At 68.5% G+C, this 26,421-nt stretch carries 27 protein-coding genes and 2 tRNA genes; 23 read left to right on the top strand and 6 right to left on the bottom strand.

The features are described from left to right. Nucleotides 1-75 precede the first annotated feature (75 nt). Entirely contained in the window at nucleotides 76-294 is a 219-nt protein-coding gene (locus P7L68_RS21600; protein ID WP_372001554.1) for a hypothetical protein, read from the top strand. Nucleotides 295-326: 32 nt separating this feature from the next. On the opposite strand, the gene P7L68_RS21595 is transcribed toward P7L68_RS21600, so the two are convergent. The 5 genes from P7L68_RS21595 to P7L68_RS21575 all read right to left on the bottom strand — a co-directional run bounded on the left by P7L68_RS21595 (nucleotide 327) and on the right by P7L68_RS21575 (nucleotide 6,356). Further along, nucleotides 327-2,399: a TonB-dependent receptor family protein gene (locus P7L68_RS21595; protein ID WP_372001553.1), complete on the bottom strand. Its 2,073-nt coding sequence runs from the start codon at nucleotides 2,397-2,399 to the stop codon at nucleotides 327-329. Nucleotides 2,400-2,441: 42 nt separating this feature from the next. Further along, nucleotides 2,442-2,768: a hypothetical protein gene (locus P7L68_RS21590; RefSeq protein WP_372001552.1), complete on the bottom strand. Its 327-nt coding sequence runs from the start codon at nucleotides 2,766-2,768 to the stop codon at nucleotides 2,442-2,444. A 151-nt stretch (nucleotides 2,769-2,919) separates the two neighbouring features. Next, the gene (locus P7L68_RS21585) at nucleotides 2,920-4,425 is read right to left on the bottom strand and encodes a RimK family protein (RefSeq protein WP_372001551.1); all 1,506 of its coding nucleotides are present in this window, start codon (nucleotides 4,423-4,425) and stop codon (nucleotides 2,920-2,922) included. A 4-nt stretch (nucleotides 4,426-4,429) separates the two neighbouring features. Continuing rightward, nucleotides 4,430-5,653: a GNAT family N-acetyltransferase/peptidase C39 family protein gene (locus P7L68_RS21580; RefSeq protein ID WP_372001550.1), complete on the bottom strand. Its 1,224-nt coding sequence runs from the start codon at nucleotides 5,651-5,653 to the stop codon at nucleotides 4,430-4,432. Nucleotides 5,654-5,777: 124 nt separating this feature from the next. Beyond that, nucleotides 5,778-6,356 (bottom strand): TMEM165/GDT1 family protein, encoded by a 579-nt coding sequence (locus tag P7L68_RS21575; RefSeq protein WP_372001548.1) that lies wholly within the window; start codon nucleotides 6,354-6,356, stop codon nucleotides 5,778-5,780. A gap of 546 nt (nucleotides 6,357-6,902) precedes the next feature. Here P7L68_RS21575 and P7L68_RS21570 point away from each other — a divergent pair. From P7L68_RS21570 to P7L68_RS21530, 9 genes are all read left to right on the top strand, one after another. Continuing rightward, nucleotides 6,903-6,989 (top strand) — tRNA-Leu (locus P7L68_RS21570). A 174-nt stretch (nucleotides 6,990-7,163) separates the two neighbouring features. Further along, nucleotides 7,164-7,250: transfer RNA gene (locus P7L68_RS21565), tRNA-Leu, on the top strand. A gap of 225 nt (nucleotides 7,251-7,475) precedes the next feature. Beyond that, a complete protein-coding gene (locus P7L68_RS21560; protein WP_014748532.1) occupies nucleotides 7,476-7,718 on the top strand; it encodes an Lrp/AsnC ligand binding domain-containing protein in 243 nt (80 codons plus the stop codon). Between the two features lie 91 nt (nucleotides 7,719-7,809). Beyond that, a complete protein-coding gene (locus tag P7L68_RS21555; protein ID WP_372001545.1) occupies nucleotides 7,810-8,997 on the top strand; it encodes an ABC transporter substrate-binding protein in 1,188 nt (395 codons plus the stop codon). Nucleotides 8,998-9,078: 81 nt separating this feature from the next. Continuing rightward, entirely contained in the window at nucleotides 9,079-9,996 is a 918-nt protein-coding gene (locus P7L68_RS21550; protein WP_372001543.1) for a branched-chain amino acid ABC transporter permease, read from the top strand. 70 nt (nucleotides 9,997-10,066) lie between these two features. Next, on the top strand, nucleotides 10,067-11,089 hold the full coding sequence (locus P7L68_RS21545; protein WP_372001541.1) for a branched-chain amino acid ABC transporter permease: 1,023 nt from the start codon (nucleotides 10,067-10,069) through the stop codon (nucleotides 11,087-11,089). Continuing rightward, the gene (locus tag P7L68_RS21540) at nucleotides 11,086-11,838 is read left to right on the top strand and encodes an ABC transporter ATP-binding protein (protein WP_372001539.1); all 753 of its coding nucleotides are present in this window, start codon (nucleotides 11,086-11,088) and stop codon (nucleotides 11,836-11,838) included. Before P7L68_RS21545 ends, P7L68_RS21540 begins: the two co-directional genes overlap by 4 nt. Further along, a complete protein-coding gene (locus tag P7L68_RS21535; protein WP_372001537.1) occupies nucleotides 11,835-12,530 on the top strand; it encodes an ABC transporter ATP-binding protein in 696 nt (231 codons plus the stop codon). The genes P7L68_RS21540 and P7L68_RS21535 overlap by 4 nt, the downstream gene beginning before the upstream one ends. Before the next feature lie 94 nt (nucleotides 12,531-12,624). Further along, nucleotides 12,625-12,867, top strand: coding sequence for a hypothetical protein (locus tag P7L68_RS21530; protein ID WP_372001535.1), 243 nt, complete (start codon nucleotides 12,625-12,627; stop codon nucleotides 12,865-12,867). 6 nt (nucleotides 12,868-12,873) lie between these two features. Here P7L68_RS21530 and P7L68_RS21525 read toward each other — a convergent pair whose 3' ends face one another. Then, the gene (locus P7L68_RS21525; RefSeq protein ID WP_372001533.1) at nucleotides 12,874-13,782 is read right to left on the bottom strand and encodes a sulfite exporter TauE/SafE family protein; all 909 of its coding nucleotides are present in this window, start codon (nucleotides 13,780-13,782) and stop codon (nucleotides 12,874-12,876) included. 197 nt (nucleotides 13,783-13,979) lie between these two features. Here P7L68_RS21525 and P7L68_RS21520 point away from each other — a divergent pair, with 197 nt between their 5' ends. The 13 genes from P7L68_RS21520 (at nucleotide 13,980) to P7L68_RS21460 (ending at nucleotide 26,402) form a co-directional block, all read left to right on the top strand. Beyond that, on the top strand, nucleotides 13,980-14,237 hold the full coding sequence (locus P7L68_RS21520; protein WP_372001531.1) for a hypothetical protein: 258 nt from the start codon (nucleotides 13,980-13,982) through the stop codon (nucleotides 14,235-14,237). A 38-nt stretch (nucleotides 14,238-14,275) separates the two neighbouring features. Next, on the top strand, nucleotides 14,276-15,760 hold the full coding sequence (ccoN, locus tag P7L68_RS21515; protein ID WP_372006916.1) for a cytochrome-c oxidase, cbb3-type subunit I: 1,485 nt from the start codon (nucleotides 14,276-14,278) through the stop codon (nucleotides 15,758-15,760). 4 nt (nucleotides 15,761-15,764) lie between these two features. After that, nucleotides 15,765-16,490, top strand: coding sequence for a cytochrome-c oxidase, cbb3-type subunit II (gene ccoO, locus P7L68_RS21510; RefSeq protein ID WP_372001529.1), 726 nt, complete (start codon nucleotides 15,765-15,767; stop codon nucleotides 16,488-16,490). A gap of 13 nt (nucleotides 16,491-16,503) precedes the next feature. Further along, nucleotides 16,504-16,671 (top strand): cbb3-type cytochrome c oxidase subunit 3, encoded by a 168-nt coding sequence (locus P7L68_RS21505; protein ID WP_081599090.1) that lies wholly within the window; start codon nucleotides 16,504-16,506, stop codon nucleotides 16,669-16,671. A 12-nt stretch (nucleotides 16,672-16,683) separates the two neighbouring features. Further along, complete coding sequence (gene ccoP, locus P7L68_RS21500) at nucleotides 16,684-17,553, top strand: cytochrome-c oxidase, cbb3-type subunit III (protein WP_372001528.1); 870 nt, start codon at nucleotides 16,684-16,686, stop codon at nucleotides 17,551-17,553. Between the two features lie 72 nt (nucleotides 17,554-17,625). Beyond that, nucleotides 17,626-19,137, top strand: coding sequence for a cytochrome c oxidase accessory protein CcoG (gene ccoG, locus P7L68_RS21495; RefSeq protein ID WP_372001526.1), 1,512 nt, complete (start codon nucleotides 17,626-17,628; stop codon nucleotides 19,135-19,137). Nucleotides 19,138-19,214: 77 nt separating this feature from the next. Next, a complete protein-coding gene (locus P7L68_RS21490) occupies nucleotides 19,215-19,775 on the top strand; it encodes a FixH family protein (protein ID WP_372001524.1) in 561 nt (186 codons plus the stop codon). An 8-nt stretch (nucleotides 19,776-19,783) separates the two neighbouring features. Continuing rightward, nucleotides 19,784-22,246, top strand: coding sequence for a heavy metal translocating P-type ATPase metal-binding domain-containing protein (locus P7L68_RS21485; RefSeq protein ID WP_372001523.1), 2,463 nt, complete (start codon nucleotides 19,784-19,786; stop codon nucleotides 22,244-22,246). Between the two features lie 27 nt (nucleotides 22,247-22,273). Continuing rightward, nucleotides 22,274-22,459, top strand: coding sequence for a cbb3-type cytochrome oxidase assembly protein CcoS (gene ccoS, locus P7L68_RS21480; RefSeq protein WP_372001522.1), 186 nt, complete (start codon nucleotides 22,274-22,276; stop codon nucleotides 22,457-22,459). A gap of 228 nt (nucleotides 22,460-22,687) precedes the next feature. Beyond that, nucleotides 22,688-23,674 (top strand): TRAP transporter substrate-binding protein, encoded by a 987-nt coding sequence (locus P7L68_RS21475; protein WP_372001520.1) that lies wholly within the window; start codon nucleotides 22,688-22,690, stop codon nucleotides 23,672-23,674. 4 nt (nucleotides 23,675-23,678) lie between these two features. Beyond that, a complete protein-coding gene (locus P7L68_RS21470; RefSeq protein WP_372001518.1) occupies nucleotides 23,679-24,293 on the top strand; it encodes a TRAP transporter small permease in 615 nt (204 codons plus the stop codon). Continuing rightward, nucleotides 24,290-25,576 carry a TRAP transporter large permease gene (locus P7L68_RS21465; RefSeq protein WP_372001516.1) on the top strand — a complete coding sequence of 429 codons (1,287 nt, stop codon included), beginning with the start codon at nucleotides 24,290-24,292 and terminating at the stop codon, nucleotides 25,574-25,576. The genes P7L68_RS21470 and P7L68_RS21465 overlap by 4 nt, the downstream gene beginning before the upstream one ends. Before the next feature lie 31 nt (nucleotides 25,577-25,607). Then, nucleotides 25,608-26,402, top strand: coding sequence for an SDR family NAD(P)-dependent oxidoreductase (locus tag P7L68_RS21460; RefSeq protein ID WP_014748513.1), 795 nt, complete (start codon nucleotides 25,608-25,610; stop codon nucleotides 26,400-26,402). Nucleotides 26,403-26,421: the final 19 nt, after the last annotated feature.

The following is a 26,421-nucleotide window of genomic DNA, read 5'->3' as shown; positions in this document are numbered from 1 at the left end:
GTCTTGCAGGCGGTGCGTGGCACAGTTGCCGCATGCCCTGACGTTTCGGCTCTTCCCTCAAACCGACAGATGCGCATGACCCAGGTGCCGAGCCTTTATGATCCGGCAGAAGATCTGCTTTCCGAGGACGGTATCGCGCTGTTCGTGGCGGAGGCGCTGGAAACGGGCGATGCGGCCTATATCGCCAATGCCCGGTGTGTCGCTGCCCGCGCGAGGCGTCTGCTCATGACGAGAAACGGGCCGGCTGAGGAAGTGGGTATGCAGGCTCCGGGGCATGAAGAGGGCAGGGCCTGACCTCATGGCCAGGCCCCACGCCGGCTGACGGCTCAGAAGCGGTACGAAATCCCCCCATAGATCGCGGCGCCGTTGCCCGGATAGAACAGGGCGGCGTCGGCATCCGCGGTGGGGGCGACGCTGGTGGTGGCGATGTAGTTCTCGTCGGTCAGGTTGCGGCCGTCCAGGAACAGGGTCACCCCGGCGACCGGTTCCCAGCCGGCGCGGATGCCGAGCAGGGTATAGCCGGGGGCGTCCAGGCTTTCGGCATTGTCGACGGCATAATCGACCGGTACCCATTCGACATTGGGCGCGATCCAGGCGCCCTGGACCGGCTGCCAGCGCAGTTCGCCATACACCCGGTGCGGCGGCACGCCGGGCAGGGCGTTGTCGCCATAGGTCGGGTCGCCGTCGAAGCGGAAATCCGACCAGGTATACGAGGCCTTGAGCGCCAGCACCTCGGTCAGCGTCAGGTCGAAACCGGCTTCCAGCCCGCGATGGATCGTGCGGTCGGCATTGATGGTGGTGGTGCCGCCGGTGATCGTGCCGAAGGTCTGGAGTTCGTCGCGCAGGTGCGATTCGAACACCGCCACATCGAAGCCCAGCCGGCCGATGCGGCCGCGGCTGCCGATTTCCAGCGTCCAGGCGGTCTGGGCGTCGATATCGGCGAAGCCCGGGGCCGTGCTCGGATTCACCTCCGACAGGGTCGGGGGCTCGGCACTGCGCGACAGATTGCCATAAAGCTGCCAGTCCGGCGCCGCCTGCCAGATCAGCCCCAGGCGGGGGTTGACTTCGTCATAGCGCGCCTCGCCCGAATCGTCGCCATCCGACAGGAAGGCATCGTCATAGCCGCGGGTCGCATGCATCGCCTGCACTCCCAGCACCAGGGTGAGGGAGGGGGTGAGGCCGATCGCGTCTTCCGCCCAGGCCTCGTAAGTGCGGCCGCGCTCGGTGCCTTCGGCGGTCAACGCGCCGCGGCTGCCGCCGATATTCACATAGCGCCGGGCATCGGTCTCGCCGCCGGCCAGCCGCATGCCGAAGGTGAGACCGTGCGACATGCCGGCAAGCTCGGTGGTGGTGGAAAGCTTCGCCTGCACGCCGCCATCCAGATAGTCGTAGTCGAGCACCTGGAAGATCGGGTGATAGAGCGATTTGTCGAGCACCCAGCCGCCGAGTTCCAGTTCCGTCGCCTCGCCCAGCGAGATCGACCAGCGATTTGCCAGCCGGACCGAGGTGATGTCGCGGCGCTGGTCGCCGGTGATGTTGCCGGCCGCCGTGCTCCGCGGCCGGTTCAGCGCCTGATCCAGGGTGAGCGCGCTCGGCAGTTCCTGCCAGAGATCGTCATAGCCCAGATAGAGCCGGGTCTCGACCGCATCGCTCAGCCGCCAGCCGAGATTGCCGGCGAAGGTCTTGTTGTCATGGGCCGAATGCGCGCGAAACCCGTCCTCGCGGTTGACCGTTGCCGACAGATGGGCGTCCATCCGCCCCTCGGCCACGCCGAAACCCGCATGGCTGCGCACGAAGCCGAAGCTGCCGGTCTCGGCCCGGGCGGTGACGCCCGGATCGCTCAACCCCGTCCGGCTTTCCATCCGGATCTCGCCGCCCAGCATCGACACGCCGTCCGACATGGCGTTGGCGCCCTTCAGCACCTCCACCTGGCGCAGGGTCAGCGGGTCGATCTGCTGGAAATCGCCGGCGCCGTCATTGGTGTTGATCGGCAGACCGTCGAGGCTGAGCTTCACGCCGCGCATGTGAAAATTGCGGCTGAGGCCGGATCCGCGGATCGACAGCTTGGTTTCGGACTGGCCGAAGCGCGACTGGGCATAGACGCCGGGCACGGTCGCGATCATGTCGCCCAGGGTGAAGGCGCGGCTGTTCTCGAACGCGGCTGCCGGCAGCACGGCGAAGCTGCCGGGCAGGCGGCCCTCCAGCTCGGCCTGCCGGGTTGCGGCATCGGGTGCCGTGCGCGAGGCCGTGGCCGGTGCCTCGATCTGAAGCCGGGGCAGGGGGGTGGCATTGTCTGCGGCGGCGGCCATGGGCGCGAGGGCGGTGAGGGCGGTGGCCGACAGCAGGCCGTGCATGGCCGGCCGGGTGCGGCCGCCACGGGGCGGAAGACGGGTCATCATCTGGTCTGGTCCTGATCCTGGAAACCGGAAAGGTTGCGTGGATCAGGGGGCAGGGGGCGCACGCGGACGGCGGCGCCGGCGGCGGGCCGGCCGGTGACGGCTGGCGGGGCGGGCTGTCCTGGCGGCACGGCCGCATGCCTTTGCGGGCTGCGGCACCCATGGCGACGGGGCCGGGGTAACGGCGGTGCAGAGCGCGCAATGATGGCCCGCGGCATCGTCCCGGGCGGGGTCGGCCGGATCGCCGTAGGCATCGGGCACATGGCAGATGGAGGCCGGATCGAACAAGCCGTCGGGCAGGCCGGCGGCACGTGCCACCGCCTGGCCGGCCTCCGCCATGGTCATGCCGGCCAGCATGGCCGGCTGGGTCACCAGCAGGGCTGCAAGCGCAAGCCAACCGGCCAGGCGCCGCAGAACCTGCCGCGCCGGCCGTCGATCATGCCTGCCTTGGTGTGCGGTTCGCCGCCGATGCCCCGTCATCGGCGCAGTGTAGGGATGCGCGGCGTCTCTCAGATCTGCGACATTACGCCGCAGTGCCCGCCCGGGCGGCATCGATCCGCCGGATGAACTCCTTCAGCACGATGCGGTACAGCTCGTCCTTCAGCACCGCATCCTCGACCCCGGCATCGATATTGGGGTTGTCGTTGACCTCGATCACGAACACGCCTTCGGCGTTCTGCTTCAGGTCGACACCATAGAGGCCGTCGCCGATCGGGGCGGCGGCGCGCAGGGCGACATCGATCACGTCGGCCGGGGCCTCGTCGACTCCGAAGGTGCGGAAGCGGCCCTCGTCGATGCGGCCGTCGCCGCCATGTTTCACGATCTGCCAGTGGTTGCGCGACATGAAATACTGGCAGGCATAGATCGGCTGCCGGTTCAGGATGCCGACCCGCCAGTCGAAGGCGGTGTAGACGAAGGACTGGGCCAGCGCCAGCTCGCTGCGGGCGAAGACCCGGGCGCCCAGGGCCACGAGCTGCTCGCGGTTCTCGGCCTTGAAGACCCCGTTCGAAAAGGCGCCGTCCGGGATCTTCAGCACCACCGGATAGCCCAGCGTTTCGGCCTCCAGCAGCCGGTCGCGGTGCAGGATCATGGTGCGCGGCGCCGGCAGATTATGGGTGCGCAGCAGTTCGGCCAGATAGATCTTGTTGGTGCAGCGGACGATCGACTGCGGGTCGTCGATCACCGGCATGCCCTCCTGCGCGGCCCTGGTTGCGAAGCGGAAGGTGTGGTGATCGATCCGGGTGGTCTCGCGGATGAACAGCGCGTCGTATTCCGCCAGCCGTGGATAGTCGCGCCGGGTGATCAGCTCCACCTCCATGCCCAGGCTCCGGCCGATCCTGCGGAACCGTTCCAGCGCCTTGGGATTCGACGGCGGCAGCGGGTCGTCGGGATCGTGCAGGATGGCAAGGCTGTAGCGGCTGCCGGGCCGCGGCTTCGGATCCCGCCAGCGGTCCGAGGTGAAGCGCTCCAGCGCGGTTTCGAACCGGTGGCGTTCGGCTGCATCCAGCCCGCGCAGGCTGCGGCTGCGCATGGAACGTACCGTCCAGCCCAGCCGCCCGCCGGCGGCCGGTTCCGATGCGCCATAGGTCAGGTGCAGCGCCATCAGTGGCAGGCGGAACAGTTCGAAGGCCCGCCGCCCCAGCGCCGCGGTCTCGGCCTCGCAGGTCTCGCCGAAGATGACCGTCACCGTGCGGGTGACCGCACCGCCGGCCAGCGGCGCCAGCAGATGGCGCCGGGCGATCGCGGTCAGCTCGGGCAGGGCATGGGCATAGATGCGCTTCGAGGAAATCTCGGTCAGGGCATGCGGGGTGGGGATGACCCTGTCGCCCCGGCCTTCCGCCAGCAGCGAGGCATAGTAGCCGAGCGAGAGATAGTGATGATCCCGCACCAGGTTCACCACCTTTGCGCCGGACTTCTCCGGCGGCGGCGCCTCGACGAATTCGCGCGCCGTCAGCACCACGCGGCCCGTGGCGGCAGGTACCGATGCCCGATCTTCGGGGCGGTCGACGATGACGATATGCCGGTGCATTGGTTCAGGGATCCGGGGTTCGGGAGACGGGCGGAACGGGGGAGGACGATATGAGCAGCGTGGCACGCAGGCCCGCGCGGCCGTAGCGCGACATGCGCTCGAAATCGCGGCGGGGGACGGGAATGCGGATGCAGTCGATGGGGGCGCGGCCTTCGTCGCGGTCGACGAAGGGATCATGAATGTGGACGCAGGCCTCGTCCACCGCGACCACCACCACCCAATGCGGCGCCTTCTGCCGGTCGAAGCGCCAGGAACTGACCAGCTGGAGCGGGATCTCGCCCCGCGCGAGGGCGGCGGCGATATCGTCGAGTGTGGCCGGGCGGTCGTCGAGGGCGATCAGCGGTTCGTCTGCGATCTCGCGCTCGAATTCGGCCTGGACCATCTCGATCACCCGCTTCTTTTCCGGGCTGCGCACGCCGTCGACGAAGGGCACGCCCTGGCCGGTGACATGCAGGCGGACGCCGAAGCCGCGGGCGGCCGCCGCCAGCGCCAGGCCATGGGGCGAGCAGCCGCCATGGCCGGAGGTCATGAAGATGGTGGTCGATTCGCGCCAGATCCTGAGTTCCTCCTCGGGGCCGGTGGCGCGTTCGGGATCGAGCGCATGCATGGCCATGATCAGCGCCGCCGGCCCGCAGGTGAAGGGCAGGCTCTGCTCCACATAGGGCACGCGGTCGCGCGACGGATCCAGCCGCCGGGCCAGAGACTTCTCCATGCGGATGGCATCCACCGCATCTTCGTAATAGGCGACATAGCGGCCGAAGCGGCGATAGCCGGCATGTTCATAGATCGCCGCCACATCGGGGGCGTCGGCACGGACTTCCAGGCGGATGGTGGTGGCCTCGGCCGCCCGCGACCGGGCCTCCACCTCTGCGAGCAGCCGGCCGCCGATGCCGGCGCCGCGCCAGCCCGGGGCGGTGGCGATGGAATAGAGCCGGGCAAGCCGGGTGCCGGCGTTGTAGAGCACCATGGCATAGCCCGCGACCACCGGCCGGCCGCCTGCGCCCGCGGTTTCGGCGATCACCGTATCGGCATGGGCGCGGGTCAGCAGGTGGCGGAAACTGCGGCGGCTGATCCGGTCGTGGATGAACGAGGCGTTCTCGATCGCCACCAGCGCATCGATATCGGCAAGGGTCGCATCCCTGAGACCGATGGCGGGGCGCGGTGCCGCGGGCGGGATCGATGCCGCCGCCACACCCGCCGCATATCTGCCTGCCCCGCCATCATCCATGCCACCCGGGCTCCGTTCCGGCTCTGCCGTCACCGGATGGCAGAGAACTGTCTTGCCCTGACATGTTCACCGCCGACGACGCCGGTTCAAGTGGCAAGATCGGGACGGCCGCCCTGCATTTCCGTCAGAGGTGCAGCAGCGCACCGCCGTCCAGCAGGGCGAGCACGCCCAGAACGATCAGCAGGGTGGCGGCGGCCTTGCGGACCAGGCTCAGCGGGATGACCCGGGTGATCCGGTCGCCCAGGAACACGACCGGCAGGTTGGCGATCATCATGCCCGCGGTCGTACCGATGACCACGGCGATCAGCGGCGCGTAATCGGCCGCAAGGGCCACGGTTGCGACCTGGGTCTTGTCGCCGATCTCGACCACGAAGAAGGCGAGGGTCGTGGCAAGGAAGGCGCCGCGGGCGGTGGAGCGGGGGCCTTCATCCTCGTCCAGCTTGTCCGGCACCAGTACCCACAGGCCCATGGCGATGAACGAGGCGCCCAGGATCCAGCGCATCCATTGCGGATCGACATGGGCGGCGACGGCCGCGCCTACGGCGCCCGCCACGGCGTGGTTGGCCAGCGTTGCGACCAGGATGCCGGCCGCCACCGGCCAGGGGGTGCGATAGCGCAGCGTCAGCGCGAGTGCCAGCAGCTGTGTCTTATCGCCGATTTCCGCCAGGGCCACGACGAGCGTGGAGACCGCGAGCGCTTCCATGATGTGATCTGCCTCCGGGGTGGACGGCCGGACCTGCATTCCTGGCGCGCAAGCAGCGAGCACGATCGGACACGACACGCATCGGCCGGTCCGGCCGTCCCGTCGCGCTGGTGTCGACGGTCGATGCGATCGCGTCCGAAGGTCTCGCCGGCGCCGGGATGATCCCCGTCGCTCGTACGCCATGCCGGATGCCGGCTTACAGGGCCGGCGGGCAAGTCTGTTGACGTACGATCCGTACCTGCCGGGCAGGTCTGCCCGGTCGCGGTCGGCTACTCCCCCTCGGAAGTGGGCTGAGCATTACCCGCGGGGGCCCCGGGTGTCAACGTTTCCGGGAAAAACCGGCGGTCGGCACGGGGGTGCGGAAGGGGCGCGGGGGCCGCGCGCATTTTTTTTCGAGGGGGCGGATATGGCATTTTCATTACAGGTCAATGGTTTGGATTCAGGCGAGCCCGGGGCACTCCAGAAATGTTGCGTCCCCATGAAAAAGACCTCTTGCGCTCCTCCCGGAGTATTGGCTATAAGACCGCCACGACGACGACGCCCGATGCGACCGTGGCGGAATTGGTAGACGCGCTAGTTTCAGGTACTAGTGTCTGTACGGACGTGTAGGTTCAAGTCCTACCGGTCGCACCACTCTCCAAAAGGAGGGTGACCATCGGGAAGTGTCATCGTCAACGAAACGCCCGCCTCGGTTCGGCGGGTTTTTTGTTGGCAGGGCCGGAATGGCGGATCTTGTGTCGTTTTTCTGACGACGATGCTTGCATCCGGGACGGTTTTGCGTATAACCACGGACCACACGACACCGCTGCGACCATGGCGGAATTGGTAGACGCGCTAGCTTGAGGGGCTAGTGCCCGAAAGGGCGTGCAGGTTCAAGTCCTGCTGGTCGCACCACTCTTCCGGATCCGGAGGAGCTGAAAATCGGATCAAGCCGGCACCGTCTGCGGTCGCCGGCTTTTGTCGTTTCCGGTCCCGGCCCTGATCTTATCCCTGCCCGGGGCAGGGGTGGCGGGCGCTGCCGCTACCCAAAGCGGCCAAAACCGGGTACGGTCGGCGAAACGGCCGTGTGCGCCCCTGCCGCCGGCCCATTTTCCCTGATCTCATGCCGGTCGGAGCCCCATGCAGACCATCTTCGTCCTTATCAAATGCGAACTCGGCAAGGCCTATGACGTCGCCCATCAGGCGGTGGCGACGATCGAAGAGATTTCCGAGGTGCATTCGATCTCGGGTCAATACGACCTGCTGATGAAGTGCTATCTGGCGCCGGGCCGCGATATCGGGCATTTCGTGAACGAGAAGCTCCACGCCATTGCAGGCGTCAAGGACACCTTCACGATGATCACCTTCAAGGCCTTCACCTGATTCCGGATCACCGGAACGGGCAGGCGGATCCGCGGGGAGCGCGGGGCTGCCGGGCAAGGCTTGGCCACACCTCGCAGGGACGGGACGGGAGATGACGACGAACAAGGCGGCCTCGCGGATGATCGCGGCGGCGACGGGTATCGTGATGGGCTTCGGTCTGGGCGCGGCTCAGGCGGCGGATCCGGTGAAGATCGGCCTGCTCACCACTTTGAGCGGCGACGGCGCCGGGCTGGGTGTCGACACCCGCGACGGCTTCATGCTGGCGGTGACGGAGGCCGGCGGCAGGCTGGGCGGGGTGCCGGTGGAGGTGCTGACCGTCGATGATGCCCGCAAGCCCGAAACCGCCGTGCAGGCGGCCGACCGGCTGGTCAAGGAAGACGGCGTCAGCCTGATGACCGGCATCGTCTTCTCCAATCTCGCGCTGGCCGTGGTGCCCAAGGTCACCCGCGACGACGTGATCTATGTCAGCTCCAATGCCGGCCCCTCGCAGCTGGCGGGTGCCGGCTGCAGCCCGAACTACTTCAATGCCGCCTATCAGAACGACAATCTGCACGAGGCGACCGGTGCCGCGGTGGAGCAGGCCGGGTTGAAGCGCATGTTCCTGATGGCCCCCAACTATCCGGCGGGCAAGGATTCGCTGACCGGCTTCAAGCGCTATTACAAGGGCGAAGTGGTCCAGGAGGTCTATACCAAGCTGGGCCAGCTGGATTATGCCGCCGAAATCGCCAGCATCCGGGCTGCCGAACCCGATGGCGTCTTCGTGTTCCTGCCGGGCGGCATGGGTATCAACTTCGTGAAGCAGTTCGATCAGGCCGGTCTCAAAGGCAAGATCAAGCTCTATGGCCCCGCCTTCTCGTTCTCGCAGGACGTTCTGCCGGCGGTGGGCGATGCGGCGCTGGGCGTGATCAACGGCGCGCAATGGTCGACCGATCTCGACAACCCCGCCAACAAGGCCTTCGTGGCGGGCTTCGAGAAGGCCTATGGCCGGCTGCCCTCGGTCTATGCCATGCAGGGCTATGAAGCGGCGCATATCATGGGCGCGGGTCTGGAAGCGGTGGGCGGCGACGTCGCCAATCGCGACGGGCTGCGGGCCGGCATGAAGGCCGCGAAGTTCGACAGCGTCCGCGGCGAATTCCGCTTCGGCAACAACCAGCACCCGATCCAGGATCTCTACGCCCGCGAGGTGGTGAAGGACGATCAGGGCCGGCTGGTGAACCGCATCGTCTCGAAGGTGTTCGACGACCACGTCGACGCCTACGCGGCCGATTGCAAGATGTGATACCGGACCGGCCGGCCGTGGTGGGGGCGGGGGCTGACCCCGTCCCCACCACGGCTGCCGGCGGTGTTCCCGCATCCGATCATGTCTTCCCTTGTCCTGGAGCAGGTCCTGAATGGCCTGCAGCTCGGCGTCATGCTGTTCATGATCGCCGCCGGCCTGACGCTGGTCTTCGGCGTGATGGGCGTGCTCAACCTTGCCCATGGCGCGCTCTATATGTGCGGCGCCTTTGCCGCCGCCTTCGTCGCGGCCGAAACCGGCTCGGTGCCGCTCGGCATCCTGGCGGCGCTGCCGGTGGCGGCCCTGCTCGGCTTCGTCATCGAACGGCTGGTCATCGCCCGGCTTTATGCCCGCGATCATCTGGATCAGGTGCTGGCCACCTTCGGCATCGTGCTCTTCGCCAATGAAATGGTGCGGATCCTGTTCGGGCCGCGGCCGCTGTTCCTCGACGTGCCGGCCTTCGCTGCCGGCACGGTGGAGGTGCTGCCCGGCACGCCCTATCCGGCTTGGCGGCTGGCGATCATTCTGGCGGGGCTGGTGGTCGCGGGGGGCCTTGCTCTGCTGATCGAGCGCACGCGCCTCGGTATGCTGATCCGTGCCGGTGCCCAGAACCGGCGGATGGTGGCGGCATTGGGGGTCGATATCGGCCGGCTTTATGCCGTGCTCTTCGCGCTGGGCGGGCTGCTCGCGGGTCTTGCCGGTGCCATGGCCGGGCCGGTGCTGGCGGTGCAGGTCGGCATGGGCGAGCCGGTGCTGATCCTGGCCTTCGTGGTGATCGTGATCGGCGGCATCGGCTCGGTGAAGGGCGCCTTCGTCGGGGCCATCATCGTCGGCCTCGCCGACACGCTGGGCCGGGCCTATCTGCCGCAGATCGCGCGCGAGTTGCTGCCGCCGGCTGCGGCCGACCAGATCGGGGCCGCACTTGCATCGATGACGATCTATCTGCTGATGGCGGTGGTGCTGGCCATCCGTCCCAAGGGGGTGTTCGGTGGCCGGGACTGACCGTCATCCTGAAACTGCATCGACATCGATGCATCCGGCCGGGGGCCGTGGTGCAGATGCATCGACGTCGATGCATATCGCCGCACCCGGCCGCGGCGGTCGCGCGGCGATCGTCCTGCTGGTACTGCTGGCCGTGGCGCCCCTCCTCGCCGAGGCGGCCGGCGCCTCGTATCTGGTATCGCTCACCACCCGGATCGCGATCTGGGGCCTGGCCGCCGCCAGCCTGCAATTGCTGATCGGCGGTGCGGGCCTGCCCTCGCTCGGCCATGGCGCCTTCGTCGGCATCGGTGCCTATGCGGTGGGCATCGCCTTCCACCATGCCCAGGGCATGGAGGGGGCGCTGGGCTTCCTGGCCGGCGCCGGCTCGGACAGCCTGCTGGTCACCCTGCCGGCGGCGGCGCTGGCGGCGGCGCTGATCGCGCTGCCGATCGGGGCGGTCAGCCTGCGCACCGGCGGTGCCTATTTCATCATGATCACGCTCGCCTTCTCGCAGATGCTCTATTTCGTCACCATCGCCTTCGCCGATTACGGCGGCGAGGACGGGCTGTCGATGTGGAGCCGCAACACCGCGGCCATCGGCGGGCTTGGCCTCGATACCGGCGATGATCTCGTCTTTCACTGGATCTGCGTCGCCCTGCTCGGCCTCTGGCTCGGCATCGCCCATCGCATGTCGGGCAGCCGTTACGGGCTGGTGCTGGCGGCGGCGCGCGACGACGAACGCCGGCTTCGGGCGCTGGGCCGCAGCCCTTATGGCCTCAGGCTTGCAGCCTTCGTCGCCGCAGCCGCGGTGGCGGGTGTGGCGGGGGCGCTCAACGCCAATCTGATCGGCTTCGTGAGCCCGACACCGCTGGCCTGGACGACATCGGGCGAGCTGATGGTGATGGTGGTGCTGGGCGGGGCGGCGACGCCCGCCGGTGCCGTGGCCGGCGCCGCCATCATGGTGGTGCTGGAAGAGATGCTCGGCCGCTGGACCGAACATTGGGCGGCGATCCTGGGGCCGATGCTGGTGCTGGCGGCAATCTTCAACCGGGGCGGGGTTGCCGGCTCGGCGGCCCGGATCCGGGCCCGGATCCGGCGGAGGGGGCGGAGATGACCGCGGCCCTGCTGGAACTTGCCGGCGTCACCCGCCGCTTCGGGGCGCTGGCCGCCGCCGATGACCTGTCGCTTCAGGTCATGCCCGGGCAGATCCATGCCCTGATCGGCCCCAACGGTGCCGGCAAGACCACGGCCTGCGCGCTGATTTCGGGCGAGATCATGGCCGATGCCGGCCGGATCCGCTTCGACGGCCGTGATGTCGGCGGCCTGGGCGTGGTCGCCCGCGTCCGGCGCGGGCTGGTGCGCGCCTATCAGATCGTGGCTTTGTTCCCCAGCCTGACGGCGGTGGAAACCATCGAGGTCGGGCTGCTGGCGCCGACGCGCGCCGTCTGGCGGCCCTTTGCCGCCCGGGCGCGGGACCGGGATCTGGCGGACCGTGCCGCTGCGGTGCTGGCGCGTTTCGGGCTCGATCCCGCCGATCGCCGGCCGGCTGCGGTGCTCTCCCACGGGGAGCGGCGGCGGCTGGAAATCGCGCTGGCCGTGGCGCAGCGACCGCGCCTGCTGCTGCTCGACGAGCCGCTGGCTGGTCTCGGCCCCGATGAGAGTGCGGCCATGGTCGCGACGATCCGGGCGCTGGCGCACGAGACCACCATCCTGATGGTCGAACACGACATGGAGGCGGTGTTCGCGCTGGCCGATCGGGTGACGGTGCTGGTGGCGGGCCATGCCATCGCCTCGGGCAGCCCCGACGACATCCGCGCCGACCCCAGGGTAATCGCGGCCTATCTGGGCGAGGACGAGGCATGACCGCGGTTCTGGAAATGGCCGGCGTCACCGGCGGTTACGGCCCTGCCCGGGTGCTGTTCGGCATCGATCTTGCCGTGCATGCGGGCGAGGTGGTGGCGCTGATCGGCCGCAACGGCATGGGCAAATCCTCGACCATCGGTGCCGCACTCGGGCTGGTGACGGTGACCGGCGGGCAGGTGCGGGTGGACGGTGCCGATGTCACCGGTGCCCCGCCGCATCGCATCGCCCGGGCCGGGCTGGGGCTGGTGCCCGAAGGCCGGCAGATCTTCCCCGGCCTCAGCGTGCACGAGAACCTGGTGGCCACCGCGCGCCCCGGCCCCTGGACCGTGGCCCGGGTGCACGAGCTGTTCCCGCGCCTGGCCGAGCGCACCGGCCAGCGCGCCCGGCTGCTGTCGGGCGGCGAGCAGCAGATGCTGGCGATCGGCCGCGCCCTGCTCACCAACCCCCGCCTGCTGATCCTGGACGAGGCGACCGAGGGGCTGGCGCCGCTGATCCGCCGCGACATCTGGGCGGCGCTCACCCGGTTGAAGGCCGAGGGGCTGGCGATTCTGGTGGTCGACAAGGATCTGAAGGCGCTGGCGCGTCTGGCGGATCGTGCCGTCGGCCTGGAACGGGGCCGCGTCGCCTGGGCGGGGCCGGGTGCGGCGCTTGCCGATGCCGGGGGCGAAGCGCGGCGGCTGGTCGGGGTCTGACGGTCAACGACCGGCGACTTCGGGCCCGATCGGGGCTGGCGGCGCGTGGCTGAACCGGCCATGCTGGCCGCCATCTGATTCAGGAGTAGCCGACATGACCACCGAAAAGTCCCCCGAAATCGCCCCCGAAGCTGCCATCGAAGCCGCCGCCGATCGGCCCGCCACCGATGACGCCCTGCCCGACGAGGCTCTGGATCAGGCCGGCGGCGTGACCTACACCATCAATTTCAACAATCAGAGCGGCAATCAGAACGGCTTCTTCTTCTTCCAGAAGCCGGTGATGACGGATCCGGCATCTATGCCGATTGCATGGCAGGTGATCTCCCGCGGATCGTAAGGGCACTCACCCCACGATCATCACCGCCGCCCCGGCGATGAGCGGCAGGGCGGCGAGGCCGAGCAGGGCCGGGGCGGCCCTGCGGGCGAGGGCCGGGCGGCGGCGCAGCACCGCCTGCCCACCCAGGCCCACGGCCGAAAGGGCGGGCACGGTGCCGAGGCCGAAGGCGATCATGGCGAGCGCACCGGCCAGCGGCCGGCCCGAGGCGAGCGCCGCCGCCAGCGCCGCATAGACCAGACCGCAGGGCAGGAAGCCCAGCACCAGCCCCGTGCCGACGCCGCGGCAGCCGCCGCCGGCCAGCCAGGGCCGCACCCGGGTGAGCATGCGGGCGGCGAAGCCGGCGATGCCGCCGGCTGCCGGGGGGCGCTGGCTGCCGGTGATCGCAAGCTGCGGCCTGACATGCAGCTGTCCGAACAGGCCGAGCCGTGCGGCGGCGGAGGCCAGCAGCACCAGCCCGGCCAGCCCCAGGGGCACCGCCGCCCAGTCGCGCAGCCGGCCCACCATCGCGAGCCCGTCGCCCAGCCCCTGACCGACCAGCCCCGCCACGGCGCCCAGCCCGGCATAGGTCGCGATCCGCCCCAGATGATAGCCGGGCAGCAGCCCGGCGCGGAGCCGGTTCCGTTCCGACATGGCGGCGACCGGCACCCGGGCGAGCCGGGCATCGACCTGAGCCAGCACAAAAATCCCGCACATCGGCGCGCAGTGCATCAGCCCGCCGGCAAGGCCGGCGAGGGCGAGCGCACCCGCCAGCGTCGCAAGCCCGCCCAGCCCCGCGGCATCGCCCGCGAAGGCCGGGCGGCACAGCGCCGCAAGCGTGTCGAGATCGACGAAATCGAACATGGGGACCGGCCGTTCGGGTGATCGCAGGGCGCGGGCGGCGGTCGTGCGACCATCCGCCGCGGCCCTGAACGCCATTCTGACCGATCCTCACCAGCCCCGTCACGATCCGCCTTGACCTGTGTCAAGGCTGTGAGCTTCGCGCCGGAATAGGGTCCGACCATGGAGACGGGCAGGGGCGTCGTGTGCCCCGGGCTCCGTTGAAAGCCGGCGGGGCGAAGCGGGCCCTTGACGCCGCCGCACCCGCAGATGGGCCAAGACTCGAGGATACGGGCATGAGCAACAGCGACAAGGGCGAGAAGAGGCCGATCGGCGCCGATGGCGTCTCGATCGTGATCGGCGCACTGCTGACGGTGGCCGGTGTGGTCGGCCTGTTCATGGCGGGGCACGCCATGGATCTGGGCATCCGCATCTTCGGCCTGGGCCTGGGCGTGCTGGCGATCGTCTACATCGTCGGCGAGATCAACCGGCACTACGCGGCGGTCGAGACCGATGGCGAGGGGCATCTCCCCGCCGACGGTCCCGATCTGTGACGCGCGCCCTCTGACACCGGAGCGGTGACCAAATGACGATGACCGCAACCTTTGGCGAGGCCACGACGCGCGCATCCGCGCCCGTGCGCAGCGCCGCCCGCTACGACGAAGAGACCGTGCGTCTGTTCGTGATCGCTGCGATGTTCTGGGGCGTCGCGGCCTTTCTGGCGGGCACCTATATCGCCTTCCAGCTGGCCTTCCCCTCGCTGAACCTCGGCCTGGAATACACCTCGTTCGGGCGTCTGCGCCCGCTGCACACCTCGGCGGCGGTTTTCGCCTTCGGCGGCAATGTGCTGATCGGCACCTCGTTCCACGTGGTGCAGCGGACCTGCCGCGCGCCGATCTTCGGCGGCCCGGCGCTCGCCCGCTTCGTCTTCTGGGGCTACAACTTCTTCATCGTCCAGGCCGCCCTCAGCTATCTGCTGGGCTTCAGCCAGGGCAAGGAATACGCCGAGCCGGAATGGTATATCGACCTGTGGCTGACCATCGTCTGGGTCTGCTACTTCGTGGCCTTCATCGGCACGGTCGTCCGCCGGCGCGAGCCCCACATCTATGTGGCGAACTGGTTCTACATCGCCTTCATCGTGACCATCGCGATGCTGCACATCGTGAACAACCTCGCCATCCCGGCGAGCCTGGTCGGCTCGAAGAGCTATGTGGTGTTCTCGGGCGTGCAGGACGCGCTGGTGCAGTGGTGGTACGGCCATAATGCGGTGGGCTTCTTCCTGACCGCCGGCTTCCTGGCCATCATGTACTACTTCATCCCCAAGCGCGCCGAGCGGCCGGTCTATTCCTACCGCCTGTCGATCGTGCACTTCTGGTCGCTGATCTTCCTCTACATCTGGGCGGGTCCGCATCACCTGCACTACACGGCGCTGCCCGACTGGGCGCAGACGCTGGGCATGGTGTTCTCGATCATGCTGTGGATGCCCTCGTGGGGCGGCATGATCAACGGCCTGATGACGCTTTCCGGCGCCTGGGACAAGCTGCGCACCGACCCCGTCATCCGCTTCCTGGTCACCTCGGTCGCCTTCTACGGCATGTCGACCTTCGAAGGCCCGGTCATGTCGATCCGCGCGGTCAACGCGCTCAGCCACTATACCGACTGGACCATCGGCCATGTGCATTCCGGTGCGCTGGGCTGGGTCGCCTTCGTCTCCTTCGGTGCGATCTACATGCTGGTGCCGACGCTGTGGAAGAAGAAGGAGCTGTATTCGCTGCCGCTGGTCGCCTGGCACTACTGGATTTCGACCCTCGGCATCCTGCTCTACATCACCTCGATGTGGGTGTCGGGCATCATGCAGGGCCTGATGTGGCGCGCCTATGACGAGCTGGGCTTCCTGCAGTACAGCTTCATCGAGACCGTCATGGCCATGCATCCCTTCTACATTATCCGCGGCCTGGGCGGCGTGCTGTTCCTCGTGGGCTCGCTGATCATGGTCTACAACCTGATCATGACGGTGCGTGCCGGCCAGCCGGTCGTTGCCCGCAAGCCCGCGGCCGCCGCAGCGGTGGAGGCCTGATCCGATGGCGCTCACGCATGACAAGATCGAGAAGCGCACCGGGCTTCTGGTCATCCTCACCCTCGGCACCGTCGCCATCGGCGGCATGGTCGAGATCATCCCCCTCTTCACCATCGAGACCACGGTCGAAGCGGTGGATGGCGTCCGCCCCTATACGCCGCTGGAGCTGGCCGGGCGCGACATCTACATCCGCGAAGGCTGCTACACCTGCCACAGCCAGCAGGTGCGGCCCTTCCGGGACGAGGCGGAACGCTATGGCCATTACAGCCTGGCGGCGGAAAGCAAATACGACCATCCCTTCCAGTGGGGGTCGAAGCGCACCGGTCCCGACCTGGCGCGTGTCGGCGGCAAGTACTCCAACGAGTGGCATGTGGCGCATCTGATCGATCCGCGCGCCCTGGTGCCGGGCTCGGTGATGCCGACCTACGCTTTCCTGGCCGACCGGCCGCTGGAGACCTCCAGTCTTCAGGGGCGGCTTGAAGCCAACGCCATGGTCGGCGTGCCCTATACGGCGGAGATGATCGACAGCCTCAAGGCCGATCTCGCCGCCCAGGCGGACCCGATGAGCGATGCCGAGGGCCTGCTTGCCCGCTATCCCGGCGCTCGTGTCGACGACTTCGACGGCAATACCGCGAAGCTGACCGAGATGGACGCCCTCGTCGCCTACCTGCAGGTCCTGGGCACCATGGTGCGGTTCAACGACCTGACGGAAGACGAACTGCAGCAGTGAGGAGGCCACATCCATGCCTGGCTATGAGGAACTGGTCGCTGTCTATCAGTTCGTCCGCTCGTGGTGGATCGTCGCCGTCATGATCCTGCTCGTCGTGATCGGTGTGAGGGCCTTCCTTCCCGGCCAGAAGGCCGCGATGGACAGTGCCTCCCGCATCCCGCTTCGCGACGACGACGCCTGAAGGACTGGCGCCATGCCGACCAAGATCGAAAAGGATACGGCCACGGGCCGTATGACCACCGGCCACGAGTGGGACGGGATCAAGGAGCTGAACACGCCGCTGCCCAAATGGTGGCTCTGGGTGTTCTACGCCTGCATCGCCTTCTCGGCGGTCTGGGTGGTGCTCTATCCCGGTATCCCGCTTGGGACCACCTACTTCAAGGGCGTGCTTGGGTATTCCACCCGCGTCGAGCACGCCGAGAACCTGGCAGCCGTCGAGGCGGGCCGCGCGGATATTCTGGCGAAGATCCGTTCGACCGACGTGTCCGACATCCTGAAGGACCCCGAGACCGCCACCTATGCGGTGGCCGGCGGCCGGGTCGCCTTCGCCGAGAACTGCGCTGCCTGCCATGCCGCCGGCGGTGCCGGTCAGGCGGGTTATCCGGCGCTGGGCGACGACGACTGGCTGTGGGGCGGCGACATCCACGCCATCCGTCAGACCCTGCTTCACGGCATCCGCTCGGCCACCGATGCGGATACCCGGACGTCGCAGATGCCGGCTTTTGGTGAGATTCTTGACAGGAATCAAATCCAGACCGTCGCGACCTATGTATTGTCGCTGTCAGGTGCAGCGGATCCGGCCCCGGCGGTGAAGACCGAGGGTGCCCAGATCTTCGCAGACAACTGCGCCTCCTGCCACGGCGAGACCGGACAGGGTGGCCGCGACTTCGGTGCGCCGAATCTTGCGGACCAGGTCTGGCTCTATGGTGGCAGCCTGGATCAGGTTGCCGCCCAGGTGGCGCAGCCCCGCCACGGTGTCATGCCCAACTGGGGCGGCCGCCTGGACGACGCCACCATCAACATGCTCGCAGTCTACGTCCACAGCCTGGGCGGCGGCGAATAACCGCCCCCCCCGTCCGGCCGGTCCCGTCAGAAGGGCCGGCCGGGCCGACCTCTTCCCCGAGGAGCCAGGACCATGTCCACCTCCGGCATCGACATGGGCGGTCACGACGAGACCACCGCACCGCCCGCCTTGTTCGCCAACCGTCTGAAGGTCTATGCCAAGGCGGTTCAGGGTCCGGTCCGCCGGATCAAATGGGCCCTGCTGGTGGTGATGCTCGGCGTCTACTACATCCTGCCCTGGATCCGCTGGGATCGCGGGCCGGGACGCCCCGATCAGGCCCTGCTCCTCGACCTGGAAGGCCGGCGCGGCTATTTCTTCGATCTGGAGATCTGGCCCGACGAAATCTACTATCTGGCCGGCCTGCTGATCTTCGGCGCCGTGCTGCTCTTTCTGGTGACCAGCCTCTACGGCCGCCTCTGGTGCGGTTATGCCTGCCCGCAGACGGTCTGGACCGATCTGTTCATGTGGGTGGAGCGCAAGATCGAAGGCGATCGCGCCGAGCGCATCCGCCGCGACAAGGCGGCCCTCAGCTTCGACAAGGCCTGGCGCAAGGTCGCCAAGCATGGCGCCTGGGTGCTGATCGCGGCCGCTACCGGCGGCGCCTGGATCATGTACTACCGTGACGCGCCGACCGTCACCATGGAGATCCTGACCGGCCAGGCCTCGGCCACGGTCTATTCCATGTTCGCCCTGTTCACCATCACCACCTATACGCTGGCGGGCTGGGCGCGGGAACAGGTCTGCACCTATATGTGCCCCTGGCCGCGTTTCCAGGCGGCGATGCTCGACGATCAGACGGTCACCGTCACCTATCAGGCCTGGCGGGGGGAGCCGCGCGGCAAGTACCGCAAGGGTGAAAGCTTCGACCTGCGCGGCGACTGCGTCGACTGCACCCAGTGCGTCCAGGTCTGCCCGACCGGCATCGACATCCGCGACGGCATTCAGCTGGAATGCATCAATTGCGGCCTCTGCGTCGACGCCTGCAACAATGTGATGGACAAGCTGCACCGGCCCAGTGCCCTGATCACCTGGGACACCTTCGCCAATCAGGCTGCGCTGGCCAAGGGTGAGCCGCCGCGGCACATGAAGATCATCCGTCCGCGCACCCTGATCTATGCCGGCCTGATCGTGGTTCTGGGCGCGGTGATGATGACCGCCATGCTGACCCGCACCCGGGTCGATGCCACCGTCATCCGCGACCGGGCGCCGCTGTTCGTCACCCTGTCGGACGGGTCGATCCGCAACGGCTACACGCTCAAGATCACCAACCGCCGGCCCGAAGGGTCTGATTTCGCGGTCGTCGTCGACGGCCCCGAAGGTCTGATCGCCACCGTCCACACCCCCGACGGCCGCGAACTGCCGGCCGACAGCGTCGAGGTGCGCGGCGACACGCAGGGCGCGCTCCGGATGTTCATCGCCATGCCGCGCAAGGCGATCCCCGAAGAGCAGACCCCGATCAACGTGCATATCCGCAACCTCACCACCGGCGAGGAAGCGAGCGTGGCCACCGTCTTCGTGGCGCCGCCGTCGGGCGGCGACCGCACCCAGCGCACGAACAGCGTGGCCCCGGTCCAGATGCCCTGATCACCCGACCATCTTCGATGCCCCCTCCAGGTGCCCCCCGGGCACCTGGACTTTCGTTCAGAACCAGGAGACGAGCCATGGCCCGCAGTCTTCCGATGCAGCCCCGCACCGCCGCTTCCGGCCGCAGGAGCGCCTGGATCCCCTGGGTCTTCGTCGGCGGCTTCCTGGTGGTGGTGGCGGTGAACGCCACGCTGATCGTCAAGGCGCTGGACGGCTTCACCGGCGTGGTGGTGGAAAAGCCCTTTGAACGCGGCCTGGATTACGACCGGCTGATCGCCGCCGCCGATGCCCAGGCACGTCTCGGCTGGACGATCACCACCGCGGTCGAGCCGGGGGCACCTGCGGGCGAAAGCGATTTCGCGCTGACGCTGGCCGGTCCCGACGGCCCGCTTGCCGACGCCACGGTCGATGCCCGCCTGCAAAGGCCGCTGGATGGCGAACGGGTGACGCTGATGGCGATGCCGCGCCCGGGCGGGCCCGCGGGCGCCTGGCGGCTGGTCGGCCCCGGCGTGCGCCCGGGGCAGTGGGATCTGCACGTCATTGTCACCAGGGGCAAGGATCGCCACATTTCGACCCACAGGCTCTGGATCGCGCCCGCCACGGGCGAGGCCGGGGCGAAGGCGGGCGAGACGGAGTGACCTGAATCATGAGCATACCCTTGACCGGTACCGGCCGCGAGGACGCGGCCGCGGTCGCCTGCGCCCATTGCGGGCAGCCGGTGATCGGGCGGGGAACCGCGGATGCGGCCGGGAAACGGTATTGCTGCACCGGCTGCGCCGCCGCGGCCGATCTGGTCCGCGAACTGGGGCTGGACGGGCTTTACGCCCGCCGCACCCTGGACCCGACCGCCCGCCCGCCGCGGCCGGACGAAGACCTGCCCGAACTGACCTCTCATGTCCGCACCGATGATCGCGGCCGCAACACCATCGACCTGATGGTCGACGGGCTGCAATGTGCAGCCTGCGTCCAGCTGATCGAGCGGGCGATCGCCGCCGACGACCGGGTGGCGGATGCGCGCATGAACATGACCACCCGGCGGCTGCGCGTCGCCTGGCAGGGCGCGCCGGAACTGGCCGACCGGCTGGTCAACCCGGCCGTGCGCCTGGGCTATCGCCTGCTGCCCTATGATGCCGAACGCATGGCGGCCGCCGATGACGCCCAGGGCCGCGAGCTGATCCGCGCCATGGCCGTGGCGGGTTTCGCCGCCGGCAATGTGATGCTGCTCTCGATCGGCATCTGGGCGGCCGGTGACGCGGGCATGGGCGAGGCGACCCGCAGCCTGCTGCATTGGGCGTCGGCGCTGATCGCATTGCCGGCGATCGCCTATGCCGGCCGGCCCTTCTTCAAATCGGCCTGGGCTGCGGTATCGCGCGGGCGGACCAATATGGATGTGCCGATTTCGATCGGCGTGATCCTGACCGCCGCGGCCTCTCTGGCCCATACCTGGCGCGGCGAACTGCACGCCTATTTCGACAGCGCCACGATGCTGTTGTTCTTCCTGCTGATCGGCCGGGTACTGGATGCCCGCGCCCGCGGTCAGGCCCGCCGCACGGTGGCGGAGCTGATCGCGCTGGCCCGCCAGCCGGTGTCGATCCTGGACGAGGCCACGGGCGCGCTGCGCCGGCTGGCGGCATCCGATGTGCGGCCGGGCATGATCGCCCGGGTGGCGGCGGGCGAGCGGATCGGCGTCGACGGCGTGGTGCTGCGCGGCCAGGGTGAGATCGACCAGAGCCTGGTGACGGGCGAAAGCCTGCCGCGGATGGTGGTGCCCGGCGACCGGGTGACCGGCGGTGCCGTGGTGCTGGGCGCACCGCTGGAGATCCGGGTCGATGCCGCGGGCGAGGACGGCCAGCTGGCCGAAATGGCCCGGCTGATCGAGGCCGCCGAACAGCGCCGCGCCGGCCGGGTCGCCTTCGCCGACCGGGTGTCGCGTGCCTATGCACCGACGGTGCATCTGGCGGCATTGCTTACCTTTTTCGGCTGGTGGGCGCTGGTCGGGATCGACTGGTATGACGCGCTGTCGCATGCGGTGGCGGTGCTGATCATCACCTGCCCCTGCGCGCTGGCGCTGGCGGTGCCGGCCACCCAGGTCGCCGCCGCCTCGGCCCTTGCCCGCCGCGGCGTGCTGCTGCAAAGCCCGCTGGCACTGGAACGGCTGGGCCAGGTGGATCATGCCGTACTCGACAAGACCGGCACGCTGACCCTCGGCCGGCCGCGGCCGGTGGGGCTGGACGCCCTGACCGGCGACGAGGGCGTCCGCGCCCGGCTCGGCCGGGCGGCGGCACTGGCATCAATGAGCCGCCATCCTCTTTCTCAGGCCCTGGCTCAGGCCGTGCCGGCCGATCTGATGCCGCTGCTGCCGGTGGGCGAGGGGGCCGAGACGGCAGTCGAACACGCCGGCCATGGCATGGCGCTCGGGCCCGTGCGCCTCGGCAAGGCGGCTTTCTGCGGGCTGAGCGACGAGACGGCGGCGGGGATCCGGGCCGCAACGCCGCTTGCCGGCGACGACATCCCCGGGCCGGAACTCTGGTATGTCGAGCCCGGTGCCGCGCCGCTGCTGATCCGCTTCGCCGACCCGCTCAGGCCCGCCGCGGCGGAGACCGTGGCGGCGCTGAAGGCGCGCGGCATGGGCGTGGAACTGGTCTCGGGCGACCGGCCCGAAGTGGTGGCGGCGATCGCGCGGGCGGTCGGTATCGACGGCTGGACGGCCGAAGCCCTGCCGGCGGACAAGGCCCGGCGCATCCGCGAGCTGACGGGCGAGGGCCGCAAGGTGCTGATGGTCGGCGACGGGCTGAACGATGCCCCGGCGCTGGCCGAGGCCGCTGCCTCGATTGCACCCGCAGGCGGTGCCGATCTCGCCCAGGGCGCTGCCGATGCGGTGTTCCGCGGCGAGCGTCTGGATGCCGTGGTCGCCACGCTCGTCATGGCGCGCGCCGCGGAACGGACCGCGCGTCAGAATGTCGCGGCGGCCATCGTGTACAATATGATTGCGGTGCCGGCGGCGGTGGCCGGTTTCGTCACACCGCTGGTCGCCGCGCTCGCCATGAGCGGCTCGTCGCTGATCGTGATCCTGAACGCGGTCCGGCTGGGCCGCGGCGTGCGGTCCTGACGTCCCCCTCCGGAAGGCCATCGTCCCATGGACGTTCTCATCTATCTGATCCCGGCCAGCCTGCTGCTGGCAGGCGGTGCGCTCGCCGCCTTCCTGTGGTCGCTGAAGAGCGGCCAGTATGACGATATCGAAGGAGCCGCCCACCGCATCCTGATGGATGACGACGACCAGCCCGCCGACGAACCGCCGGTGGAGAGCCGGAAGCGACGTTGATCCACCAAGGGTTCCACCGACGGTGCCGATGGTCCGCGATATGGTCCCGGCACCTTAAAGGCGGCTGATCTTCAAGATTTCATAGGGGCCCGGGTCCATTTGACGGACCCGGGCCTCTGCGTATGCAGGCCGGGGCTGTTAGGCTGACCCCTCACGGCCATGGTGATCGACGACCGGACAAGAAGCGGGTCGCGCACCATGGCAACCGGCGCAGGGAGGAAAGCCCGGATGCTCAGGACCATGATCGGTCGCGGTCTCGCGACCTGTGCGACCGTACTCGGTATCGCACTTGCAACCACCGGTGTTGCACGTGCCGAGGATATCGTCCTCAAGATGGCGCATGTCTACACCCCCGGCAACATCTGGTACGAGACGGCCGAAGCCTACAAGAAGGCGGTCGAGGCCCGGACCCAGGGCAAGGTGAAGATCCAGATCGCCGATTCCGGATCGACCGGCGACTGGCCGCAGTCGATCGAAGGTCTGGCGATCGGCACCAACGACATCGTGTTGCAGTCGATCGGGACGCTCGACCGCTATGGCATCGTGGCCGGTGTCGAGGCCTTTCCCTATCTGATCCGCGATCTCGATCATTTCCGGAAGGTCTATGACGGGCCGATCGGCGCCGAACTGGCCGATGCGATCGCCACCCAGACCCGTTTCCGCATCGTGGGTGCGGGCTATCGTGGCGCCCGCCATCTGAGCGCCAACCGCGCCGTGCCGACGGTTGAGGATCTGAAGGGCCTGAAGCTGCGCGTGCCGCCGCTCAAGATGTATTCCATGACCTGGGCCAAGCTGGGTGCGAGCCCCGTGCCGATGGGCGTGGCGGAGCTGTTCACCTCGATGCAGCAGAAGGTCGTCGACGGCCAGGAGAACCCGCTCGAGATCATCGAGAGTATGCGCTACGACGAGGTTCAGAGCCATGTCATGGAGACTGCCCATGTGATGGGCGCCATGACCTTCATCTTCTACGACGCGCGTCTGAAGCGCCTGCCGGAAGATGTGCGCACCGTGGTGATCGAGGAAGGCCGCAAGGCCATGAACGATGCCAGCAATCGCATGGCCTCGATGGAAGCCGATATCAAAAAGCGGCTTCAGGACAAGGGCATGACCTTCGTCGCCGTCGACCGTGACGCCTTTGCGGCGAAGCTCGCCGATATGCCGGACGAGTTCCCCGATCTGAAGCCGTGGGTCGAGAAGATCCGCGCGGTCAAGTGAGCGCATGACCCCGCAGCGCGACTCCGGCCCCGGCGGCGTCGCCGCCGGGGCCGGACGTCTGGGGCGCCTCGTCGAGCGCGTGCTCGACGGGGTGCTCGCTCTTATGATCGCGACCATGACCGGTGCGATCGTCTGGCAGGTCTTTGCCCGTTACGTCCTGGATGCCGCCCCGTACTGGAGCGAGGAACTGGCGCGCTTCCTGATGCCCTGGATCGCCATGATCGGATCGGCCGCGGTGCTGCGCGGCGGCGGTCATGTCGCCGTCACCGCCCTGATCGAGCGCCTGGGATCCGGTCCGGCCGCTGCGCTGCGGATCGTCCGGGATCTGGTGATGCTGGGTGTCGCGGCGGTGCTGGTGATCCATGGCCTGGCCTTTGCCGACCTCAATTCCTTCCAGGACAGCCCCGCTTTCGAGGTGCCGATGTCGGTGCCCTATATGGCGATGCCGGTGGGCGGCGTGCTGATCGCGATCATGGTGGTGATCGCGCGCCTGTCGCGGCCGGGCGCCGACTGGGCGCTGCCCGATCCGGATGCCCCGGTGGAAGACGAGGGCGAGGGCTTCGTGCCGGTGGCGATGCGTGCCGCCGAAGCGGCGCGTGAGGGAGAGGCCCGTCGATGACCCTGGTCGAAATCCTGCTGATCCTGATCCTGGGTCTGATGGCGATCGCGGTGCCGATCGGCTTTGCGGTGATCGCGGGCGTGGTCGGCGTGCTGCTCTGGATCGGCGACATCAATCTGATGGTGGTGCCGCAATCGATCTTCGGCGGCATCGACGGCTTCACCCTGCTCGCCATTCCCTTTTTCCTGCTTGCGGGTTCGCTGATGACCGCGGGCGGCATGACCCGGCGGCTGCTGGAGCTCGCCGACGCGCTGCTCGGCCACAAGCCGGGCGGGCTCGCCATGAGCGGCGTGGTCGCCTCCACCCTCTTTGCCGGCATTTCGGGCTCGGCCGTGGCCGATACCTCGGCGCTGGGCCGGATCATGATCCCGGCCATGATCAAGGTCGGCCACAAGCCGGCTTTCGCCGCCTCGCTGATCGCGGCCGCCAATGTGGTGGCGCCGGTGATCCCGCCCTCGATCCCGTTCATCGTGATGGGGGTGCTGACCAATCAGTCGATCACCAACCTGTTTCTGGCCGGGGTGATCCCGGGCCTGCTCTACACCCTCGCCATGCTCTGGATCGCGCGGCGGCTGGCGATCCGCGATGCGCCGGCGGTACGGACGGGCAAGCGGCCGCCCGGCACCGTTCGCCGGGCGCTGGGCCGTGCCGCCTTCGCGCTGCTGATGCCGGTCTTCATTCTGGTCGGCATCCGGATGGGCGTGTTCAACATCACCGAATGTTCCGGCGTGGCGGTGGTCTATGCCCTCCTCGTGGGTGGCGTGGTGCATCGCGAGCTGGATCTGAAGCGGATCTATGCCGCCCTGGTCTCGGCCGGCCGCTCGACCGCGGTGATCATGATCGTGGTCGGTGCCGCCAAGCTGTTCTCGTGGCTGCTCGCCTATACCGGGGTGCCGCAGGCGGTCTCGGCCTTCGTGCTCGCCAACGTCTCCGATGCGCTGGTCTTCCTGCTGGTCGTGAACCTGCTGCTGCTGATCGTCGGCATGTTCCTGGAAGCCAATGCGGCGCTGGTGATGCTGGTGCCGGTGCTCTACCCGATCGCGCTCGCGCTGGGCGTCGACCCGGTGCATTTCGGCGTGGTGGTGGTGCTGAACCTGTGCATCGGCCTGATCACCCCGCCCGTCGGGCTCTGCCTCAACATCGCCTGCATGATTGCGCGATCGCCGCTGGAACGCGGCTCGGTCGCGATCCTGCCCTTCCTGGCGGCGGCGCTGGCCGTGCTGCTGCTCGTCACCCTGGTGCCGCAGGCCTCGCTGCTGCTGCCGGGCCTTGCCGCCGGCTGAGGCCGCGGGCCCGAAATACTGGAGCTTTCCGATGACCAAGCGTCTGGAGAACAAGACCGCCCTCGTCTTCGGTGCCGGATCGAGCGGCCCGGGCTGGGGTAACGGCAAGGCCACCGCCGTGCTCTTCGCCCGCGAGGGCGCGCGGGTGGTCTGCGTCGACCGTGTCGCCGAGGCGGCGGAAGAAACCGCCGGCATCATCCGCGATGAAGGCTTCGAGGCGATCGCGGTCACCGCCGACGTCACCTCTTCGGCCGAAATCGCGGCGGCGGTGGCGAAGACGGTCGAGACCTTCGGCCGGCTCGACGTGCTGCACAACAATGTCGGCATCACCGAGATGGGCGGGCCGGTGGAACTGGACGAGGCGCGCTGGCGGCGGGCGATCGACGTCAACGCCACCTCGGTCTTTCTGGCCTGCAAGCATGCCATCCCCGAGATGCTGAAGGGCGGCGGCGGCGCCATCGTCAACGTGTCGTCGCTGGCGGCGATCCGCTGGACCAACTACCCCTATCTTGCCTATTACGCGGCCAAGGCGGCGGTGAACCAGATGACCGTCGCCATCGCACTCGAATATGCGAAGCAGGGCATCCGCTGCAATGCGATCATGCCGGGCATGATGGATACGCCGCTGATCCGCACCCAGATCGTCGGCCAGTATGCCGATGCCGAGGACATGATCGCGAAGCGCCATGCCGCCTGTCCGACCGGGCGGATGGGCGATGGCTGGGACATCGCCAAGGCGGCGGTGTTCCTGGCCTCGGATGATGCCGGCTACATCACCGGCCATTGCCTGCCGGTCGATGGCGGGCTGTCCTGCCGTGCCGCCTGAGACCGCAGCGTAAGAGGGA

The sequence above is a fragment of the Tistrella mobilis genome (genome assembly GCF_041468085.1).
GTDB lineage: Bacteria > Pseudomonadota > Alphaproteobacteria > Tistrellales > Tistrellaceae > Tistrella > Tistrella mobilis_A.
This window is presented reverse-complemented; position numbering and strand designations above follow the sequence as displayed.

Coding starts and splice junctions, on each gene's coding strand:
- P7L68_RS21475 (WP_372001520.1), top strand. CDS start 22,688: ATGCTCAGGACCATGATCGGTCGCGGTCTCGCGACCTGTGCGACCGTA.
- ccoG (WP_372001526.1), top strand. CDS start 17,626: ATGTCCACCTCCGGCATCGACATGGGCGGTCACGACGAGACCACCGCA.
- P7L68_RS21555 (WP_372001545.1), top strand. CDS start 7,810: ATGACGACGAACAAGGCGGCCTCGCGGATGATCGCGGCGGCGACGGGT.
- P7L68_RS21485 (WP_372001523.1), top strand. CDS start 19,784: ATGAGCATACCCTTGACCGGTACCGGCCGCGAGGACGCGGCCGCGGTC.
- P7L68_RS21600 (WP_372001554.1), top strand. CDS start 76: ATGACCCAGGTGCCGAGCCTTTATGATCCGGCAGAAGATCTGCTTTCC.
- P7L68_RS21535 (WP_372001537.1), top strand. CDS start 11,835: ATGACCGCGGTTCTGGAAATGGCCGGCGTCACCGGCGGTTACGGCCCT.
- P7L68_RS21460 (WP_014748513.1), top strand. CDS start 25,608: ATGACCAAGCGTCTGGAGAACAAGACCGCCCTCGTCTTCGGTGCCGGA.
- P7L68_RS21530 (WP_372001535.1), top strand. CDS start 12,625: ATGACCACCGAAAAGTCCCCCGAAATCGCCCCCGAAGCTGCCATCGAA.
- P7L68_RS21580 (WP_372001550.1), bottom strand. CDS start 5,653: ATGGATGATGGCGGGGCAGGCAGATATGCGGCGGGTGTGGCGGCGGCA.
- P7L68_RS21545 (WP_372001541.1), top strand. CDS start 10,067: ATGCATATCGCCGCACCCGGCCGCGGCGGTCGCGCGGCGATCGTCCTG.
- P7L68_RS21540 (WP_372001539.1), top strand. CDS start 11,086: ATGACCGCGGCCCTGCTGGAACTTGCCGGCGTCACCCGCCGCTTCGGG.
- ccoP (WP_372001528.1), top strand. CDS start 16,684: ATGCCGACCAAGATCGAAAAGGATACGGCCACGGGCCGTATGACCACC.
- P7L68_RS21560 (WP_014748532.1), top strand. CDS start 7,476: ATGCAGACCATCTTCGTCCTTATCAAATGCGAACTCGGCAAGGCCTAT.
- P7L68_RS21505 (WP_081599090.1), top strand. CDS start 16,504: ATGCCTGGCTATGAGGAACTGGTCGCTGTCTATCAGTTCGTCCGCTCG.
- P7L68_RS21595 (WP_372001553.1), bottom strand. CDS start 2,399: ATGATGACCCGTCTTCCGCCCCGTGGCGGCCGCACCCGGCCGGCCATG.
- ccoO (WP_372001529.1), top strand. CDS start 15,765: ATGGCGCTCACGCATGACAAGATCGAGAAGCGCACCGGGCTTCTGGTC.
- P7L68_RS21550 (WP_372001543.1), top strand. CDS start 9,079: ATGTCTTCCCTTGTCCTGGAGCAGGTCCTGAATGGCCTGCAGCTCGGC.
- P7L68_RS21470 (WP_372001518.1), top strand. CDS start 23,679: ATGACCCCGCAGCGCGACTCCGGCCCCGGCGGCGTCGCCGCCGGGGCC.
- P7L68_RS21465 (WP_372001516.1), top strand. CDS start 24,290: ATGACCCTGGTCGAAATCCTGCTGATCCTGATCCTGGGTCTGATGGCG.
- P7L68_RS21520 (WP_372001531.1), top strand. CDS start 13,980: ATGAGCAACAGCGACAAGGGCGAGAAGAGGCCGATCGGCGCCGATGGC.
- ccoN (WP_372006916.1), top strand. CDS start 14,276: ATGACCGCAACCTTTGGCGAGGCCACGACGCGCGCATCCGCGCCCGTG.
- ccoS (WP_372001522.1), top strand. CDS start 22,274: ATGGACGTTCTCATCTATCTGATCCCGGCCAGCCTGCTGCTGGCAGGC.
- P7L68_RS21575 (WP_372001548.1), bottom strand. CDS start 6,356: ATGGAAGCGCTCGCGGTCTCCACGCTCGTCGTGGCCCTGGCGGAAATC.
- P7L68_RS21525 (WP_372001533.1), bottom strand. CDS start 13,782: ATGGCGTTCAGGGCCGCGGCGGATGGTCGCACGACCGCCGCCCGCGCC.
- P7L68_RS21490 (WP_372001524.1), top strand. CDS start 19,215: ATGGCCCGCAGTCTTCCGATGCAGCCCCGCACCGCCGCTTCCGGCCGC.
- P7L68_RS21585 (WP_372001551.1), bottom strand. CDS start 4,425: ATGCACCGGCATATCGTCATCGTCGACCGCCCCGAAGATCGGGCATCG.